Annotated in this window: 13 protein-coding genes; 8 read left to right on the top strand and 5 right to left on the bottom strand. The window is 64.8% G+C overall.

The features are described 5' to 3' along the window. Window positions 1–246 precede the first annotated feature (246 nt). Complete coding sequence (ilvD, locus tag C481_RS07815) at window positions 247–1,986, bottom strand: dihydroxy-acid dehydratase (RefSeq protein WP_006108624.1); 1,740 nt, start codon at window positions 1,984–1,986, stop codon at window positions 247–249. Window positions 1,987–2,174: 188 nt separating this feature from the next. Between ilvD and C481_RS07810 the strand changes: the two genes are divergently transcribed. The 5 genes from C481_RS07810 to C481_RS22650 all read left to right on the top strand — a co-directional run bounded on the left by C481_RS07810 (window position 2,175) and on the right by C481_RS22650 (window position 7,520). Then, a complete protein-coding gene (locus C481_RS07810) occupies window positions 2,175–2,504 on the top strand; it encodes a hypothetical protein (RefSeq protein ID WP_006108623.1) in 330 nt (109 codons plus the stop codon). Between the two features lie 219 nt (window positions 2,505–2,723). Further along, on the top strand, window positions 2,724–3,803 hold the full coding sequence (locus C481_RS07805; RefSeq protein WP_006108622.1) for a beta-ribofuranosylaminobenzene 5'-phosphate synthase family protein: 1,080 nt from the start codon (window positions 2,724–2,726) through the stop codon (window positions 3,801–3,803). Window positions 3,804–3,871: 68 nt separating this feature from the next. Then, window positions 3,872–4,195, top strand: coding sequence for a transcription factor S (locus C481_RS07800; protein ID WP_006108621.1), 324 nt, complete (start codon window positions 3,872–3,874; stop codon window positions 4,193–4,195). Between the two features lie 79 nt (window positions 4,196–4,274). Then, on the top strand, window positions 4,275–5,711 hold the full coding sequence (locus C481_RS07795; RefSeq protein WP_006108620.1) for a DNA polymerase Y family protein: 1,437 nt from the start codon (window positions 4,275–4,277) through the stop codon (window positions 5,709–5,711). A 126-nt stretch (window positions 5,712–5,837) separates the two neighbouring features. Then, complete coding sequence (locus tag C481_RS22650) at window positions 5,838–7,520, top strand: J domain-containing protein (RefSeq protein WP_241434664.1); 1,683 nt, start codon at window positions 5,838–5,840, stop codon at window positions 7,518–7,520. A 4-nt stretch (window positions 7,521–7,524) separates the two neighbouring features. Here the strand turns inward: C481_RS22650 and C481_RS07770 are convergent, their stop codons facing one another. The 3 genes from C481_RS07770 to C481_RS07760 all read right to left on the bottom strand — a co-directional run bounded on the left by C481_RS07770 (window position 7,525) and on the right by C481_RS07760 (window position 10,101). Then, on the bottom strand, window positions 7,525–8,190 hold the full coding sequence (locus C481_RS07770; protein ID WP_006108615.1) for a uracil-DNA glycosylase family protein: 666 nt from the start codon (window positions 8,188–8,190) through the stop codon (window positions 7,525–7,527). 83 nt (window positions 8,191–8,273) lie between these two features. Further along, window positions 8,274–9,125: a helix-turn-helix domain-containing protein gene (locus C481_RS07765; protein WP_006108614.1), complete on the bottom strand. Its 852-nt coding sequence runs from the start codon at window positions 9,123–9,125 to the stop codon at window positions 8,274–8,276. Between the two features lie 124 nt (window positions 9,126–9,249). Beyond that, the gene (locus tag C481_RS07760; protein WP_006108613.1) at window positions 9,250–10,101 is read right to left on the bottom strand and encodes a COX15/CtaA family protein; all 852 of its coding nucleotides are present in this window, start codon (window positions 10,099–10,101) and stop codon (window positions 9,250–9,252) included. 315 nt (window positions 10,102–10,416) lie between these two features. Here C481_RS07760 and C481_RS07755 point away from each other — a divergent pair, with 315 nt between their 5' ends. Next, window positions 10,417–11,526, top strand: a complete 1,110-nt coding sequence (locus tag C481_RS07755; protein ID WP_006108612.1) for a M24 family metallopeptidase — start codon at window positions 10,417–10,419, stop codon at window positions 11,524–11,526. A gap of 152 nt (window positions 11,527–11,678) precedes the next feature. Here C481_RS07755 and C481_RS07750 read toward each other — a convergent pair whose 3' ends face one another. After that, on the bottom strand, window positions 11,679–12,314 hold the full coding sequence (locus C481_RS07750; RefSeq protein ID WP_006108611.1) for a helix-turn-helix domain-containing protein: 636 nt from the start codon (window positions 12,312–12,314) through the stop codon (window positions 11,679–11,681). A 230-nt stretch (window positions 12,315–12,544) separates the two neighbouring features. Between C481_RS07750 and C481_RS07745 the strand changes: the two genes are divergently transcribed. Together C481_RS07745 and C481_RS07740 are read left to right on the top strand one after the other, a co-directional pair. Then, entirely contained in the window at window positions 12,545–15,010 is a 2,466-nt protein-coding gene (locus tag C481_RS07745; RefSeq protein ID WP_006108610.1) for a DNA topoisomerase VI subunit B, read from the top strand. After that, window positions 15,007–16,098, top strand: a complete 1,092-nt coding sequence (locus tag C481_RS07740; protein ID WP_006108609.1) for a DNA topoisomerase IV subunit A — start codon at window positions 15,007–15,009, stop codon at window positions 16,096–16,098. Before C481_RS07745 ends, C481_RS07740 begins: the two co-directional genes overlap by 4 nt. Window positions 16,099–16,114: the final 16 nt, after the last annotated feature.

Raw genomic sequence — 16,114 nt, 5'->3', positions numbered from 1 at the left:
GGCGAGCCAGTCACGTCAATTTCTGCGCACGATTGGCGGTGGTAAGCGGAGTGAATCGACAGTGTGTCCTGTTTCGACGAAGTGCTCGATTGCGCGTTTCGAAACCTCGGCCTCGGTGTGGTCGCCTGCCGTATCGAACTGCCAGTCACACTCGAGACAGTACTTGTACATCTACTCGTCCCTCGGTGATAGTTCGGGGAAAATCTCGTGCAGGAAATAGAAGGGGGAGCGGCCGGTAGACGGTGCTTACTCTTCGTCTGGGTGATCGGATTTGAGCCCCGGATTCGTCACCGCTCCGTTCGACGCCGAGCCGAAGTCCCGACCGAACTTCGCTAACACGCCGTTGTCGTAGGCCGGCTCCGGCCGGTCCCACTCCTCGCGGCGCGTCGCGAGTTCAGCCGCTCCAACGTCGACATCGAGCGTCCGGTCGGGAATGTCGACCGTGATCTCGTCGCCGTCTTCGAGCAGGCCGATGGGGCCGCCGACGAACGCCTCGGGGGCGACGTGACCGATCATCGGGCCGCGCGTGCCGCCGGAGAAGCGTCCGTCCGTGATGAGCGCCACGTCGTCCTCGTGGCCCGCGCCGACGACGGCCGCGGTGACGCCGAGCATCTCGCGCATGCCGGGACCGCCCTTGGGTCCCTCGTTGCGGATGACGATCACGTCGCCGCTCTCGATGTGACCTTCCTGGACGTACTCCATGGCAGCCTCCTCGTCCTCGAAGATCCGGGCCGGCCCCTGGTGGTAGAACTCGTCGTCGCCGGTGACCTTGAGCACCGCGCCGTCGGGGGCGAGGTTGCCCGAGAGGATCTTGATCGCGCCCTCCGCTTCCTTGGGATCGTCGACGGGGTAGAGGAAGTCCGCGGAAATGTCGTCGTCGGCCGGCAGGTCGAGTCGGTCGAGTTCCTCCGCGACGGTCCGCCCGGTCACGGTCATCGCGTCGCCGTGGAACAGGTCGGCTTCGAGCAGGCGGCGGATGACGATCGGCACGCCGCCGATCTCGTGGAGGTCGTTCATCACGCGGTCGCCGCCGGGGGCGAGGTCGGCGATCTTCGGGGTCCGGCGCGAGATGTCGTCGAAGTCCTCGATGTCGAGGTCGACGCCGGCTTCGCGGGCGAGCGCGAGCAGGTGGAGGACGCCGTTCGTGGAGCCGCCGACGGCGGTCTGGAGTGCGATGGCGTTTTCGAAGGACTTGCGCGTGAGGAGATCGGAGGGACGGCGGTCTTCTTCGACGACTTCGACGGCGAGTTCACCCGCGCGGCGGGCGACCTCGTAGCGCTCCTCGTCCTCGGCGGGCGGAGACGCGCTTCCCAGGGGTGCGAGGCCGAGGGCCTCCGAGATGGAAGCCATCGTGTTCGCGGTGTACATCCCGCCGCACGAGCCCGCGCCGGGGCAGGCGTCGCGCTCGAGGCCGTCGAGTTCATCGGCGTCCATCTCGCCGGCGGCGTAGGTGCCGACCCCTTCGAAGACGCTGACGACGGTCACGTCCCGGCCCTCGTGCTGGCCCGGCATGATCGACCCGCCGTAGAGGAAGACGGAGGGGAGATCCGTCCGGATCGCGGCCATCATCATTCCGGGCAGGTTCTTATCACAGCCCGCGACGGTGACGAGCCCGTCGATGCGCTCGCCGAACGTGACGAGTTCGACGCTGTCGGCGATGAGTTCCCGCGAGATGAGCGACGCTTTCATCCCCTCGGTCCCCATCGAAATCGCGTCCGAGATCGTGATCGTGCCGAACTCGATGGGCATGCCGCCGGCCTCGTCGGCGGCGTCGAGGGCCGATTCGGCGACGTCGTCGAGGTGGACGTTACACGGCGTGATGTCCGCCGCCGGGTTCGGAACGCCGATCATCGGCGAGGAGAGATCCTCGTCGTCGAAACCCATCGCGCGGAACATTGCGCGGTGGGGTGCCTTGTCAGGACCTTCGGTGACCTCGCGGCTCCGAAGGCGCTCGTCTTTGCCGTAGTCGAACTCGTCGCTGCTCATGCTCGGACCTTGTGGCGGGGAACCATAAGTCACCGTTTCTCGGACGTTCTTTCCAGCGGCGAATGCGTGGATCGCCGGACAGCGGAGCGGCGAATCGAACGAACGAAGTCAGAGACGCCTGATGGTCACGGATTTTGAACGATTCCGGAGGAAGAAAGCTTATATCCCGGCGTTTAGCTCATCGAAGCATGGCACGCGACGATCCGGTATCACAGGATACGAGCGTACAATCAGCTGAGCAGCTTCCGAACCTCGTCACGATCGTGGGACGCGGCGTCCCCTCGACGTTTGAGATCGCCGTCGACGGCGAGATCGAGATGCTCGCGGACGACCCGGTCGCGGAGGCGACAATCGTCTCCGACAAGGTCGCCGAGGGGACAATTGACGTTGGCGTCCAGCGATTCCGATTCGCCGGCGAGATGGCAAACATCCACGTCGTCGATTGGAACGGCGTTCCGGCGTCCAAATCGCCGAATACGCCGACCGTTCACGTCGAGTATGGATCGCCGGAACGATAGCGACCGCGTTTGCCGCGGGGCTGACTGATCTGCGAGTCCTTCTCTCGAGGTCCGTACTCACCGACAGTGAACTCGCTGGGCGCCGTTTACAGCCAGAGAACGCTCGACAGCAGTCCGCACACCATCTCCGGTATCGCTAATCGCTTCGGCACTGCCGTCAGGCGTTGCCAGCGTCGAAACCCCCTTGCCGGAACCACCCGTACAATGAACACGACTTCCATGCGGCACTCGAGCGATCCGGCCACTACGCCGGCGCCGTCGTCGTCAGCGACGGACACGGACAGGGCGACCGTTAGCGCCGGCGCTCGACTCCACGTCGGCTTTCAGAACCTCTCGCTCGCCCGCGAGCGCCTCTATGGCGGTATCGGTATCGGCCTCGCGGAACCCCGAGTCACCGTCGTCGCCACCCGCGCAACCGACGTCGTCGCCGACGATCCGCTCGTTCGGCGGTACGCGAGCCGCGCCGTCGATATCCTCGGCGTTCCCGGCGTTTCGCTGACCGTCGACGAGCAACTTCCTCGTCACGTCGGCCTCGGCAGCGGCACGCAACTCGCCCTCTCGATCCTCGCGGCGACCGCTCGAGTTCACGGTCACGACCCTGATCACGACCCCGGTCACGATCACGATCACGATTGCGACCCGCAAATCCGTTCCCGCGCACCCGCCATGGGCCGCGGCGGGCGCAGCGGCGTCGGCGTCGCAACCTTCGAGGGCGGCGGCTTCGTCGTCGACGCCGGACATCCGACGAATCGATTCACGACCGCCCCGCCGGATGAGGGCGACTGGACCGTTCCCCCGGTCGTCGCCCGTCACGACCTGCCAGACGACTGGCGCTTTCTCGTCGTCGTTCCCGACGCCGAACCTGGCCGCAGCGGCGAGGACGAGGACGCGAGCATGCGCACCGTCGTCGAACGCGCCGACCCCGCGATCGCGGACGAACTCGCCGGCGTCGTCACCCGAAAACTACTCCCCGCCGCCGCCGCCGGCCGACTCGAAGCCTTCGGCGAAGCCGTCCGCGAGATCGGCCACAAGAACGGCGCGTGGTACGCCGACGCCCAGGGCGGCGTCTTCCGCCCGCCCGCCGGTGAACTCGTCGAAGAACTCGAGGGCTGTCCGGTGCTTTCCGGCGTCGGCCAGTCCTCGTGGGGGCCGGTCGTCTACGGCGTCACCGACCGCGAGCACGCCGACGAGGCGGTGGCTGCGGCCGAGAACGCACTCGCGGATCGCGAACTCGGCGGTGCGGTCATGCTTTCGCGTGCCGCCGCATCGGGGGAGGGTGCCAGAATACGGGTCGGCTGATCGAAACGCCAAGTGACAGACTGCGGCAAGGCGAGGGGCTTTTGCCGCGCGCGTTCGTACGCGACGGTATGCAGTTTTGCGACGATTGCGGCTCGATGATGAAGGCGGATGGCGATCGCATGGTCTGTGCGAACTGCGGTGCGACGAGCGAGCGGGACCGCGAACGCGAAGACGAGTTCGTCACGACCGAAGCCCAGACCGACGACGACGTCATCGAGTCCGACGAGAACGCGAATTTCGAGGGCAAGCCGAAGGCCACCGACATCATCTGTGACGAGTGTGGGAACCGGGAAGCCTGGTACACGCTGAAACAGACGGCCTCGGCCGACGAGCCGCCGACGCGATTCTTCAAGTGTACCGAGTGTGGCCACCGCTGGCGCGGCTACAACTGAGACGGACCCACCCGACGAACGGCCAGCGGCGGACGCAACGTTCACAACTCTCCGCTCCTACCTCTAAACGAATACACGAATGCCTGACGGGCCGCAACTGCCCGGCGTCGAGGCCGCGGAGACGACCGACCGCATCGTTCTCCACGTCGATGCCGACTGCTTTTACGCCTCCTGTGAGCGCCTGCGCGAGCCCGAGTTACAGGAGTCGCCCGTCGTCGTCGGGATGGGTTACGAACCCGGCGAGACGGTCGGGGCCGTCGCGACGGCGAGCTACGAGGCCCGCGAGTTCGGCGTCGAAAGCGCACAGGCGATCTCGACCGCGCTCGAGCACCTGCCGCGCCGCGCCGCACTCGCTCCCGAGGCGGACGACCACGATCCCGAACTCGAACGGGAAGAGACCGGCTACTACCGCCCGGTCGACATGGACTACTACGAGTCCGTCGCCGCCGACGTTCGAACGATCCTCCACGACTGCGCGGAGACCGTCCGTGAGGTGAGTATCGACGAGGCCTACCTCGACGTGACGGAGCGAACCGCCTGGGAGGTCGCGGACGGCTTCGCTCGCCACATCAAGGATCGCATTCGACGCGAGGTCGGCATCGACGTTAGCATCGGCGTCGCGCCGACGATGAGCGCCGCCAAGATCGCGAGCGACTTCGACAAACCCGACGGGTTGACCGTCGTCCGGCCCGGCGAGGTCCGGGATTTTCTGGCCCCGCTCGACGTCGAGTTGCTTCACGGCGTCGGCCCCGTCACGGCGCGCGAACTCCGAGAGATGGGACTCGAAACGGCCGCTGGCGTCGCCGCAGCGGACCCCGACCCGCTCGTCGAACGCTTCGGCGAACGCGGTCGCGAACTGTACGATCGCGCGCGCGGCGAGGACGACCGCCGCGTCGAACCGAAGGGCGATCCGAAGAGCTTCTCCCGCGAATCGGCCTTCGCCGACCCCGTCTCCGATCCGGAGCCGAAATACGAACAGATCGAAACCCTCGCCGCAGCCGTCGCCGACCGCGCGCAACGGGAGGGTGCGCTGTACAGAACCGTCGGCGTCAAGGCCGTCCTCCCGCCGTTCGACGTCAACACCAGGGCCCGGTCGCTCCCCGGCCCCGTCGACGACCCCGAACTCGTCGACCGGATCGCGCGCGAACTCTTCGCCGAGTTCGACACGAAGCCCGTCCGGAAACTCGGCGTTCGCGTAGCAAACCTCGAGTTTGCGACGGCTGATCAGACGAGCCTCGACGGATGGGAGTGTGCCATCGCATCCGCTGAACGGGAACAGCCTGCGGTGGACGACGGTGACGATGGTAACGATGGTGACGACGGTGGGCAAGCCGACGAGACACCGCCATCCCCGTCGAAATCAACGCGGAAAACGGGACCCGAAACGACTGCTGAGACGACTAATACGCGTCATGAAACCGGTTCACAGGACGAAACCCGCCCATCCGATAGTGGCGAGTCCTCCGCAGACGCGTCTGTACCCGGCGGTCAGACTCTGTTGAGCGATTTTCTGTAGCTCGTCATCGTCCCGGTATGTGTTTGAAACAACACACTATTACTAAGAAAAAGCGAACAACGAGAACACTGATATTATAACAGTTCACGAATAACGCCACTCTAGACAGTACGCTCTCGATCGTTTATGACTGAGGATTTCTACGACCTTCTCGAACTCTCTGCCGACGCCTCCCAAGATGAACTCAAGGAGGCCTACCGCGAGCAGGTCCGCGTCTATCACCCCGATCTGAACGACGACGACCGCGCACAGGCGCAGTTCGTCGCCGTCAAGAAAGCCTACGAAATCCTCAGCGACCCGGTCGAGCGCCAGGCCTACGATCGGCTCGGACACAAGGATTACGTCGCAAAGCGGACGAGCGGCATTCCCTCACCCGATATCTGGGCCGATACTGATACCGACGACACGAGTTCAACGGCTGCTTCGAGCGAGAACTCGAGCGGCGAAACGAGCAGCGGATCGTCGCGGTCGAGAACAGGGACGAAGCAACAGCGAACGCGAAAGCAGCGAACGAAGACGAAAACGGGGACGGGTAGCGGCGATGGCAACCGCCGCAGTAACCGGGCGACGAACGGTCGTAGCTCCGGCTCCGATTCACGGTCGCGCGCTCGCTCTGCGTCGAGTTCCAGCACTAGTTCGTCCTCTAGCACTAGCACCAACGCCAACGCCAACACCAATTCGTCGAGCACGACTGGCCGCTCAACCGGTCGTTCCTCGAACTCGAGTGAGTCGACATCACGGTCGCAAACGAGTTCGTCGAACGCAGCGGGTTCAGCACGGTCGTCGGGGTCGAGTACCGGTTCGCGTTCGGGGTCGTCACGCTCGAATCCGACGCAGAACGCGGGGGCGAGCGCATCGCAAACGGAGACGAGTACGGGCTCAAAGACAGGTGGGTCGGACGCGGGCACCGGAACCGGTCAGTCGCCGAGTGGAACGACGAGTGCCGCGTCGGCGTCGGCTGGGACCGGGACCGGGACGGGGACGACCCAGCGACGGAAGCGGCGGCGGTCCTCGTCGTCAGGGACTGGGACCGAAACCCGTTCAGAAACCGCCCGAACCGACACCAAGACGGGAACGGACGCGGGCACAGACTCGAACGCTGACGCACACGCGACCCGATTCCGACGGCTCCGGAACAACGCCGCCGTCCGCTGGTGGCGTCGCCAACGGTTCGGGCTAACGCTGCTCTGGCTCTCCGTGCTCATCTACGTGCTCGGGCTCGGCGACTTCGCGCTCGGCAACCGAACCGCACTCGAGACGCTCTGGGCAGACCTGCTCGCTATCGGAACCGATCCGAACGGCCTCTGGACGGCCATCACGAGCAGTCGCTACGGCATCGACACCGGGACCGAGTTCATCGTCAGATCCGAACTCGTCGCGCCGCCGGTCGGGCCGGTGCAGTGGTACGCCGCGTTAGCCGGCCTCGTCGGCGTCGTGGCCGTCGCGCTCGTCGTCGTGCGTCTCGGCTGGCGCGAGGCGTCCTGGGACCCGGTGTCGATCGACGAGACGATCCTGCTCTCGATCGCACTTACCATCTCGACGACGCTCGTCGGCGGCCCGCTGCTCGCCGGCGCGGTGCTGATGCCGTTCCTGTTCACCGTTATCGTCGGCCACACGAGGCGCGGGCCGGGCTGGACGCCCTCGTACCTGTACGTCCTGCCAGTCCTGGCCCCGCTCTGTGGCTTCGCTCTCGGAGCGACTGACTCCGCGACGCTACCGGTCGAACTCGTCACCTTCGTTGTGCTGCCGATCGTCGGCGGACTCGGATTGCCGCTACGGGCGACAATCAGGAAGCATTTCGGCCGCTAACGGCCTATCCGACCCGCGTCGCGACGCCTTTCGTCTGCCGATAGTCGCTCTCGAGAACGGCGGTCAGTTTGTCCACGAGCGCCGCCCGATCGCCGTGTTCCCACGTCGTGGGGTCCCTGATCGGAACGACCATGAACCCGCGACCGCGGAGGTCGCCGGCGTGTAGTGAGGCCATGTCGAGATCGACGCGCCGGCGCTGCGTCGTATACTCCCGAAGAACGTGATCGGTCGCGCGTTCACCGACCGGCAACAGGATGTGCGCATTGATCGCCCGTAATTCGGCGTCGAAGTACCGCTCGAGATCCGCATATCCCTGTTCGGTCGGTTGGTGACCGTCCGGTACACAGCACATGTGCAGATAGCTCCAGTAGCAGTTGTCGAGTTCGGGCCGCTCCCGTGGCCCCGTTACGAAAGGACGGTCGACGTCGCGGAGGGCGGTCTGGATCGCGAGGCCGGCCTCGGTTTCGGTGAACGGGACGCCGGTTCGTTTCCCGCCGTGGACGCCGGGATGGTCGCCGATAACGTGAAAATCAGCGTTGGCGTCACCGTAGCCGAAGACGGCCGTTCGGTCGTCTGCGCCGGTGCGGTCGAACGGTGGTCTGAGTCCGAACGGGTTACTCGTCCTGTCGGTGACGGTTTGCACGGATAGAGCAAGGAGACTGAGTCCCATAACGGCCGCGATTGCGGTTGCGGGCTGGCCGCGACCCGCGTCTCCGACACTGCTGCCGACGTTCAGTTCGCCTGTGGTCGCGTTCAGTCCGTCTCGTTTCGGCTTTCGGGCCGATCCGCGGTCGGTTCGGGTTCGGTTTGGCCGCCGTCGTGGGGGTCGTCACCTCCGGTGGCCGGCGCCGTCTCGTCGTATCGATACTCGGACCCGCCATCCAGCGGCCGGGCAGTGCGCAGTGTCGGGTCGATACTCGATCGCTGGCAGGACTGAGACTGCGTCGGTTGGTGTGGATCGATAGCGAGCGTCGACCCGATGAGCGTCGAGAGCCCACGCCGAAGCCGCTGTGAAACCGCCGAGTCGGAAATCCCGAGTTCGGCACCGAGTTCGACCAGCGTCGTCTCGCGCGGCACGTCGAAATAGCCCGCCTCGTAGGCGGCGACAACGAGGCTCCGCTGTGGCTGGGTCAGCCCGAATCGGTCGCCGTCGGTCGGGCCGACGGCCTCGTGGAGTCGGACGAGTTCGATCGGGATCTCGCAGTCGACACAGCCCCTGTAGAACTGCGAGAGCGCATCGTAGGACGGAAACCAGAGTCGGAACGTCCAGCGATCTGCGGTGCCAACGGCATCCGTCACCAGCGCATCGCTCTCCCGAATCGAGGCGAGAATCCCGTTGATGCCGTCGGTCCACTCGATTTCCACGAGAACCGTCTCGCTGAACTCGTCGAGGATAGAGACGTTGGTGACGACTGACCGCGTCTCGAGCGTGGCGACGACAGTGTCGGCGATGGCGGCGGGGACCCAGAGATAGGGGATGAGACTATCGCCGGTCGGAATCGCCGTTTCGATAGAAATCGTCGCCTCGGGGACGGACGTGGTGTCGAGAAGCGATCCAAGTGGGAACGCCGATGCGGGGACGGCGACGGTTGCGATGAGGCTCATTACAAATTGTTCGCACGCACACATTCACATGGACTTACAAGAAGAATCCCGTTAGATATCGAAGTTATTTATAAGAGAAGGGCAGCGTCGAACGATGTGCGGTCGACTTGACGGCGAGAACGGGCTACTGGCGACTACGATAGATACCTGCGGCGAACGCGAGCGCCAACGCAGCCGCAAGGACGACGTAGAGTTGATCGAGAACGGTACTGTACGTCATTACTGTGCGGCGACCGAGGTAGGCGACGGCGAGTGCGAGGACGGTCGTTCCGGTAAGCAGTCCCACCAGCGTGCGGTCCTCGTATCGCCAGCGACCGGTCATGGTGGCGACGATGCTTGCAGCGATCAGCGTCAGCGTCACGCCGTACTGGAGGAGTTGCATCGTCGGCGTGTACTCGGTCACCACCCCGAGATCGGTCGGGCTCAGAGCGACGTGCGCCGGGAGGGCGAGCAAACCGATGCCGAGTGCGCCGCGTACGTGGGTTGTGGACAGCGATTTCTTCCAGACGAGCGTCGTCGCGACGACGAACATCGTAAAGATCAGAATTGCGGTCCAGAAGTGCAGGGAGAGGATGTCCATCGTATACTGGGTGACGGTCGCCCGACCGAGGTAGACCTGAACCGGCGTGAGAACCATCCCGAGAACGACCAGTGCTGCGACTCGGCGGTCGACAGTTGGGCTGCGCCAGGCAGAAATCGCAGAGCCGATGATGGCGAACCCGGCGAACATGGCGACGAATCGGTGGAACCACTCGTAGAAACTGGGCAGGTTCGCCGGCAACAGGTTGTACGGTCCGGCATCACACTGCGGCCAGTTCTGCTGGCAGGCGAGTCCCGACCCTGTCGCCTTCGCGGCAATCCCGAGGAGAATCGTCCCCGCAACGAGTGCGAGCGTCGCCGCGAGCAGGTGTCGAAAGCCGAACCGAGCGATCAGCGAGCGAGGTCTCACGTCGGAGGTCTGACTGTCGGACGACACGGATAACGGGAGTTAGGACCAGCCGTACTTACATTGCCCGAGTCAGCCGCAGTCAAAGTCGCCCGAACACGTACCCGTCGAGTTCCGTCTCGGTAGTAACAACTGAAACGGTTTCCACACTAACCGCACGGCAGTTATACCAGTAGGTGTCCACTGACTGCCGGTGGCTACTATAGTGTCTGCATATCGCTCCGATCGATCGTCCCCGCTCGTCGATGCTCGCATCCGTGTACGTTCTACGTACACGATACCCGGCCTGTGCCGTCCAGCGAAAGGGTCCGCCGCATTCAAGGCCCCACCACGCCAGCACCTCGCATGGACAAACGCGAGCGACTCGACACCTATCTCGCCACCCACGAGTTCGACTCGGTGTGGTTCGCCGAGCCGAACTCGTTCGCCTGGCTGACGGGCGGCAATAGCGTCATCGACCGCGAGGCACCGACCGGCGTTGCCGCGGTGGGCTACGACGGAAGGGCGCTGCGGGTCGTCACGGCGAACAACGAAGCGAATCGGATCGCGGCGGAGGAGCTTCCCGACCTCGACACGGATGCCGTCTCCGTCGAGCAGTTCGACTGGTACACCGGTTCGCTCGCCGATGCGATCGCCGCCCGCGTCGGCATCGGGGAGGACGCTGCTGCCGATATCGACGTTCCCGGCCTGGAGCGGATCGATCCGACGCCGTTGCGACAACCGCTGACCGAACGCGACCGCGAGCGCTACCGGCGGCTCGGCGAGGAGACGGCGGCCGCCGTCGAATCCGTCTGTCGGGAACTGCGCGCCGACGACAGCGAGCGCGAGGTCGCTTCGGCGTTGCGGGTTGCGCTGTCGGCCCGCGATATCGAGGCCCCGGTCGTCCTCGTCGGCGGCGCAACGCGCGCCCAGCAGTATCGCCACTACACGCCGACCGATGCCGTACTTGGGGACTACGTACTCGTCTCGGTGACGGCACAGCGAGACGGCCTGCACGCGAGCTGTACTCGGACTGTCGCATTCGACCCGCCGGCGTGGCTCGCGGATCGCCACGAGGCTGCTGCTCGCGTCGAGGCCACGGCGCTCGCAGCGACGCAGGAGGTAGCCAACGCCGGTGGGACGGCCGGCGCTGTCTTCGAATCGATCCAACACGCCTACGAGACGGTCGGTCACGCGGGCGAGTGGGAGCACCACCACCAGGGCGGCGCTGCCGGCTTCGCCGGCCGGGAGTGGATCGCCACGCCGGACCACGAGGCACCGGTCACAGAGCCGATGGCCTACGCCTGGAACCCGACCGTTCAGGGCGCGAAAAGCGAAGACACCGTACTCGTCACCGCCGACGAGTGCAGCGTGCTGACGACGACCGACACCTGGCCGACGACGACGGTCCGGGCCGTCGATCGTGATCGCGAGTTCGAGCGGCCGGCCGTGCTTGAACTCGAGGGTGAGGCGTAGCGGGAACGAAAACGGAGGTGTGCGTCGCGTTGCGGTCGAGTGGAGTGGCCGACTAATTGAGTGTGACGAACGAACGGTACCGAAGGCGAAGGGGTGGAACGACGGGAGAGCCTGCGTGGCTGCTGGCGGGGTGAGTCGCGTCCGTACTCACTTTACTCGGAGGAGTTGTGGTCGTGGTCGTAGTCGCGGTCGTCGTCGGTCGACTCGCTTGTCCGGTCGTCGCTGGGGGCCGTTGGCTCCTGTTCGTCGTTGTCGACCGTGATCGTGACGGGGTCGGACCCGTCGATAGTCTCGTCGTCGCCCTCGGTCGACCGGTCGAGGACGCGATCGAGCGTGAAGATCGTGTTCAGTTCCTGCTGTACCTGGTCGACGACGCCACCGACGAGTTCACTCGGCTGGATGGCGGTGTATTCGTAGGGGTTGTTGCCCGCGCCCTCGCTGGCTCGTTTCTGTCGGGTGACGCGGTCTTCCGTGTGGAGTTCTGCGAGGGCTTCGCGGACGGTGCTCGGGTAGAGGCCGGTACCTTTGGCGACCTCTTCGGAGGTGCTGGCCGGGTGTGCGAGCAGGTGGACGTAGATCTTTGCGCGGGTTTCTGTGTCGAGGATCCACGAGAGTAGGTCGACGATGCGCTGGTCGACTTCCTCGGCGGCCGTGGCGCGCAGCTCGTCGTCGCTGCCGTCGGCTGGGCGTGAGTTTGTCTCGTCCGTGCCGACACCGGTGTCGTTCTCTTCGTGTGGTCGTCCAGTGCCCTCGTCGACCCGGTGCTCGTCGGTGTCGTCTGAATCCATGGCTCCTCTCGTCCAAGATACAGTCTCGCTCGTGGTTAAACCTTTGTAAGGTGAAAGACACCATCACGAACCTGATAGTTGGGAACTGGTGGCCGTAGCGACGACCGAGTTCGAACTGCTAAACGAGCGAATTGAGCCCGTGTGAACAGTCGGCCAAAATCACACAGACCGGTATCACTTTCACTCCGGTTGCACACACCTTTTAGCCTCCCCGTTAGTACAGGGAGATGATGACGTCGTTCCAGTCGACACTCGGTGATGAGCCGGGGATCGCCGAGGAGCTGGCAGAGAGCCAGCAGGCGATCTCCATCGCCGAGTTCTTCGAGAAGAACAAGCATATGCTCGGCTTCGACAGCGGCGCTCGGGGCCTCGTGACGGCCGTCAAGGAGGCCGTCGACAACGCCTTAGACGCCGCCGAGGAAGCCGGTATTCTCCCGGACATCTACGTCGAGATTCAGGAGGAAGGCGACTATTACCGCCTGATAGTCGAGGACAATGGACCCGGGCTCACCAAGGAATCACTGCCGAAGGTCTTCGGGAAGCTCCTCTACGGATCTCGCTTCCACGCCCGCGAACAGTCACGCGGTCAGCAGGGGATCGGGATCTCCGCCGCCGTCCTCTACTCGCAACTGACGAGCGGCAAGCCCGCGAAGATCACCAGCCGAACCGAAGGCGCAAGCGACGCACAGTACTTCGAACTCATCGTCGACACCGACGACAACGAACCCGAGATCAGCGTCGAGGAAACGACGACGTGGGATCGTCCCCACGGCACGCGCATCGAACTCGAGATGGAGGCGAACATGCGCGCTCGCCAGCAACTCCACGACTACATCCAGCACACGGCGGTCGTCAACCCGCACGCGCGGCTCGAACTCCGCGAACCGAGTTCACACTTCAAGTTCGAGCGCGCGACGGATCAGTTACCGGAGGAGACCGAGGAGATCCGTCCCCACCCCCACGGCGTCGAACTCGGGACCGTGATCAAGATGCTCGCCGCGACGGACTCCCAGACGGTTTCCGGTTTCCTGCAGGAGGAGTTCACCCGCGTCGGGAAGAAGACCGCCGAGTCGGTCATCGGCGCGTTCCGCGACCGCCACTACGGCCGGGAGATGCGCTGGCGGCCGCCTGCGAACCACGAAGCGCTCGATCTCGAAGCGGCCGTTACGGACGCCACCGCGAACAAAGGTCCCGACGCGACGGCCGCCTTCGCCGAGGCCATCCAGACCGAGGTCGCGAGCCGCGAGCGACTCGCCCACCACGAGCTGATTGATATCGTCGATTCGGCCGCTGATACCGTCGAAGTAGACCACGGAACGACCTTCGGCGACACCGTTCGCGAGAACGCCGTCGATGCCGTCTGGCTCGCGCTCATCGACGCCGCACCGACTGACGACTCCGTTGCGGACGCGTCCGGAACCGACACGGACGAGTCGCGGCTCGTCGCCGACCTCTACGATCTCGCCGACGACGCCACGAGCACCCGCAAGGACGACGAGATCGTGCAGGCCTTCTCGGTCCGCCTCGCCGGCACCTTCGAGGACGAGACCGACGACGACCCGCGCCACCGACTCACCCACCGGACGCTCCGCGAGTACGTCGACCGCGCCGCCGAGCTCACCGAGGAGTACGACGACGTCGCCTTCGGCGATACGGCTCGCGAGAACATCACCGAGGCGATCTGGGACGTGATGGTGACCGTCCCCGACGACCCGCCGCTCGTGCGCGAACTGGAGGGCGACCGCGATGCGACCAGCGATCTCGTCGACGGAATGCGCGCGACCGACATTATGGCCCCGCCGACTCGGTGTCTCTCGCCCATCTCCGCCGACCTCATCGAGGCCGGCCTCGAGAAGGAGTTCGACGCCGACTTCTACGCCTCGGCGACCCGCGATGCCGAGGTCCACGGCGGCGATCCGTTCATCGTCGAGGCCGGCATCGCCTACGGCGACGACCTGCCCGCTGAGGGCAGCGCGAACGTAATGCGCTTTGCAAACCGCGTCCCGCTGGTCTACCAGCGCGGCGCGTGCGCCACGACCGACGTGGTCAAATCTATCGGCTGGCGCAACTACGGACTGGACCAGCCCGGCGGCTCCGGCCTGCCGAACGGCCCCGTCGTCATCATGGTTCACGTCGCCTCGACGAACGTCCCCTTCACGAGCGAGTCGAAAGACGCCGTCGCGAACGTCCCCGAAATCGAGGACGAAATCGAACTCGCGATCCGCGAGGCCGCTCGCGACTTGAAGAGCTTCCTCAACAAGCGCCGGTCGATGCAAAAGCGCCGGAAGAAACAGAACGTCCTCGGGACGATCCTCCCCGAGATGGCCACGAAGGTCGCCGAGGTCACCGACCGCGACGAACCGAACATCGACGACGCGATCGCCCGCATCATGAACAACGTCCTCGTCGAGCGCGAGGTCAAGCCAAACGGCGACGGCAAGGCCGTCTCCGTCGTCGTCGAGAACAACTCGGGAACGAACGAGACCCTCGAAATTACCGAGATCGTCTCGGCCGAGCCGACCGACCTCTCGGACGGCGCGACCGTCGTCGAGATGGACGGCGAGTGGTTCGTCAAGTGGGAAGCCGAGGTCTCCAGCGACGACGAAACAGCCCTGGAGTACGTGGCTCCCGACGACGCGAGCTTCGATCTGGACGTGAAAGGCGTCGAAAGCGAGAAACTCACGGTGAAACAATGAGCGCAGACAACGACCAGCAGGCCAGAGAACAGTTGATCGATCTCGCCGCCCAGTTCTACGACCAGTTCGAACTCGGCGAAATCCCACACATGGCCGTCCCGACGCGGACGAAGAACAACATCGAGTACGACGAGGACAAGGACGTCTGGGTTTACGGCGACCGCGAGTCGACCCGATCGGCAAACTCCGTCCGCGGCGCTCGCAAACTCCTGAAGGCCGTCTACACCATCGAGTTCCTCACGGACCAACTCGAGGAAGACCGTTCCTCGACCCTGCGTGAACTCTACTACCTCTCGGAAAGCTGGGATAACGACAACGCGCAGTTCACCAGCCAGGACGAGTCGAACAGCCTGGTCGAGGACCTCGAGATCGTCTCGGGGGTCACCCGCGAGGACTTTCACATGCGCCCGGAGGAATCCGGTGCCAAGGTGATGGGGCCGCTCCACATCCGCGAGCAAACCAAACGCGGCGATCGCGACATCCACTGCCAGCTCGACGTGGGCCAGGGCGGGTACCAGATCCCGAACAATCCGGACATGATCGAGTTCCTCGACAACGACGCCGAATTCGTCCTCTGCGTGGAAACCGGCGGGATGCGCGATCGACTCGTCGAGAACGGCTTCGACGAGGAATACGACGCGATCGTCGTCCACCTCGGTGGCCAGCCCGCGCGGGCCACGCGCCGACTGACGAAGCGCTTCCACGACGAACTCGGCCTTCCAGTGGTGGTCTTTACCGACGGCGACCCCTGGTCCTACCGCATCTACGGCTCCGTCGCCTACGGCTCGATCAAGTCGGCCCACCTCTCGGAGTACCTCGCAACCCCCGAAGCCGACTACATCGGCATCCAGCCCGCCGACATCGTCGAGTACGATCTGCCGACCGATCCGCTCAGCGACTCGGACATCAACGCCCTGGAAAGTGAACTCGAGGACCCGCGCTTCCAGACCGATTACTGGGAGGAACAGATCGAGTTACAACTCGAAATCGGGAAGAAGTCAGAACAGCAGTCGCTGGCGTCACACGGCCTCGATTTCGTGACGGATACGTATCTTCCCGAACGGCTCGACGCGATGGGCGTTATCTAGACGGCCATCGAACAGT

Origin of the sequence: Natrialba asiatica DSM 12278 (assembly GCF_000337555.1) — an archaeon.
GTDB classification, from domain to species: Archaea; Halobacteriota; Halobacteria; order Halobacteriales; family Natrialbaceae; genus Natrialba; species Natrialba asiatica.
Note: the sequence above shows the minus strand (reverse complement) of the source record. Positions and strands in the feature narration are given on the sequence as shown.

Excerpts from the sequence above, each read along its gene's own strand:
- C481_RS07770 (WP_006108615.1), bottom strand. The coding sequence starts at position 8,190 with ATGGGACTCAGTCTCCTTGCTCTATCCGTGCAAACCGTCACCGACAGG.
- ilvD (WP_006108624.1), bottom strand. The coding sequence starts at position 1,986 with ATGAGCAGCGACGAGTTCGACTACGGCAAAGACGAGCGCCTTCGGAGC.
- C481_RS22650 (WP_241434664.1), top strand. The coding sequence starts at position 5,838 with ATGACTGAGGATTTCTACGACCTTCTCGAACTCTCTGCCGACGCCTCC.
- C481_RS07765 (WP_006108614.1), bottom strand. The coding sequence starts at position 9,125 with ATGAGCCTCATCGCAACCGTCGCCGTCCCCGCATCGGCGTTCCCACTT.
- C481_RS07810 (WP_006108623.1), top strand. The coding sequence starts at position 2,175 with ATGGCACGCGACGATCCGGTATCACAGGATACGAGCGTACAATCAGCT.
- C481_RS07795 (WP_006108620.1), top strand. The coding sequence starts at position 4,275 with ATGCCTGACGGGCCGCAACTGCCCGGCGTCGAGGCCGCGGAGACGACC.
- C481_RS07805 (WP_006108622.1), top strand. The coding sequence starts at position 2,724 with ATGCGGCACTCGAGCGATCCGGCCACTACGCCGGCGCCGTCGTCGTCA.
- C481_RS07755 (WP_006108612.1), top strand. The coding sequence starts at position 10,417 with ATGGACAAACGCGAGCGACTCGACACCTATCTCGCCACCCACGAGTTC.
- C481_RS07750 (WP_006108611.1), bottom strand. The coding sequence starts at position 12,314 with ATGGATTCAGACGACACCGACGAGCACCGGGTCGACGAGGGCACTGGA.
- C481_RS07745 (WP_006108610.1), top strand. The coding sequence starts at position 12,545 with ATGACGTCGTTCCAGTCGACACTCGGTGATGAGCCGGGGATCGCCGAG.
- C481_RS07800 (WP_006108621.1), top strand. The coding sequence starts at position 3,872 with ATGCAGTTTTGCGACGATTGCGGCTCGATGATGAAGGCGGATGGCGAT.
- C481_RS07740 (WP_006108609.1), top strand. The coding sequence starts at position 15,007 with ATGAGCGCAGACAACGACCAGCAGGCCAGAGAACAGTTGATCGATCTC.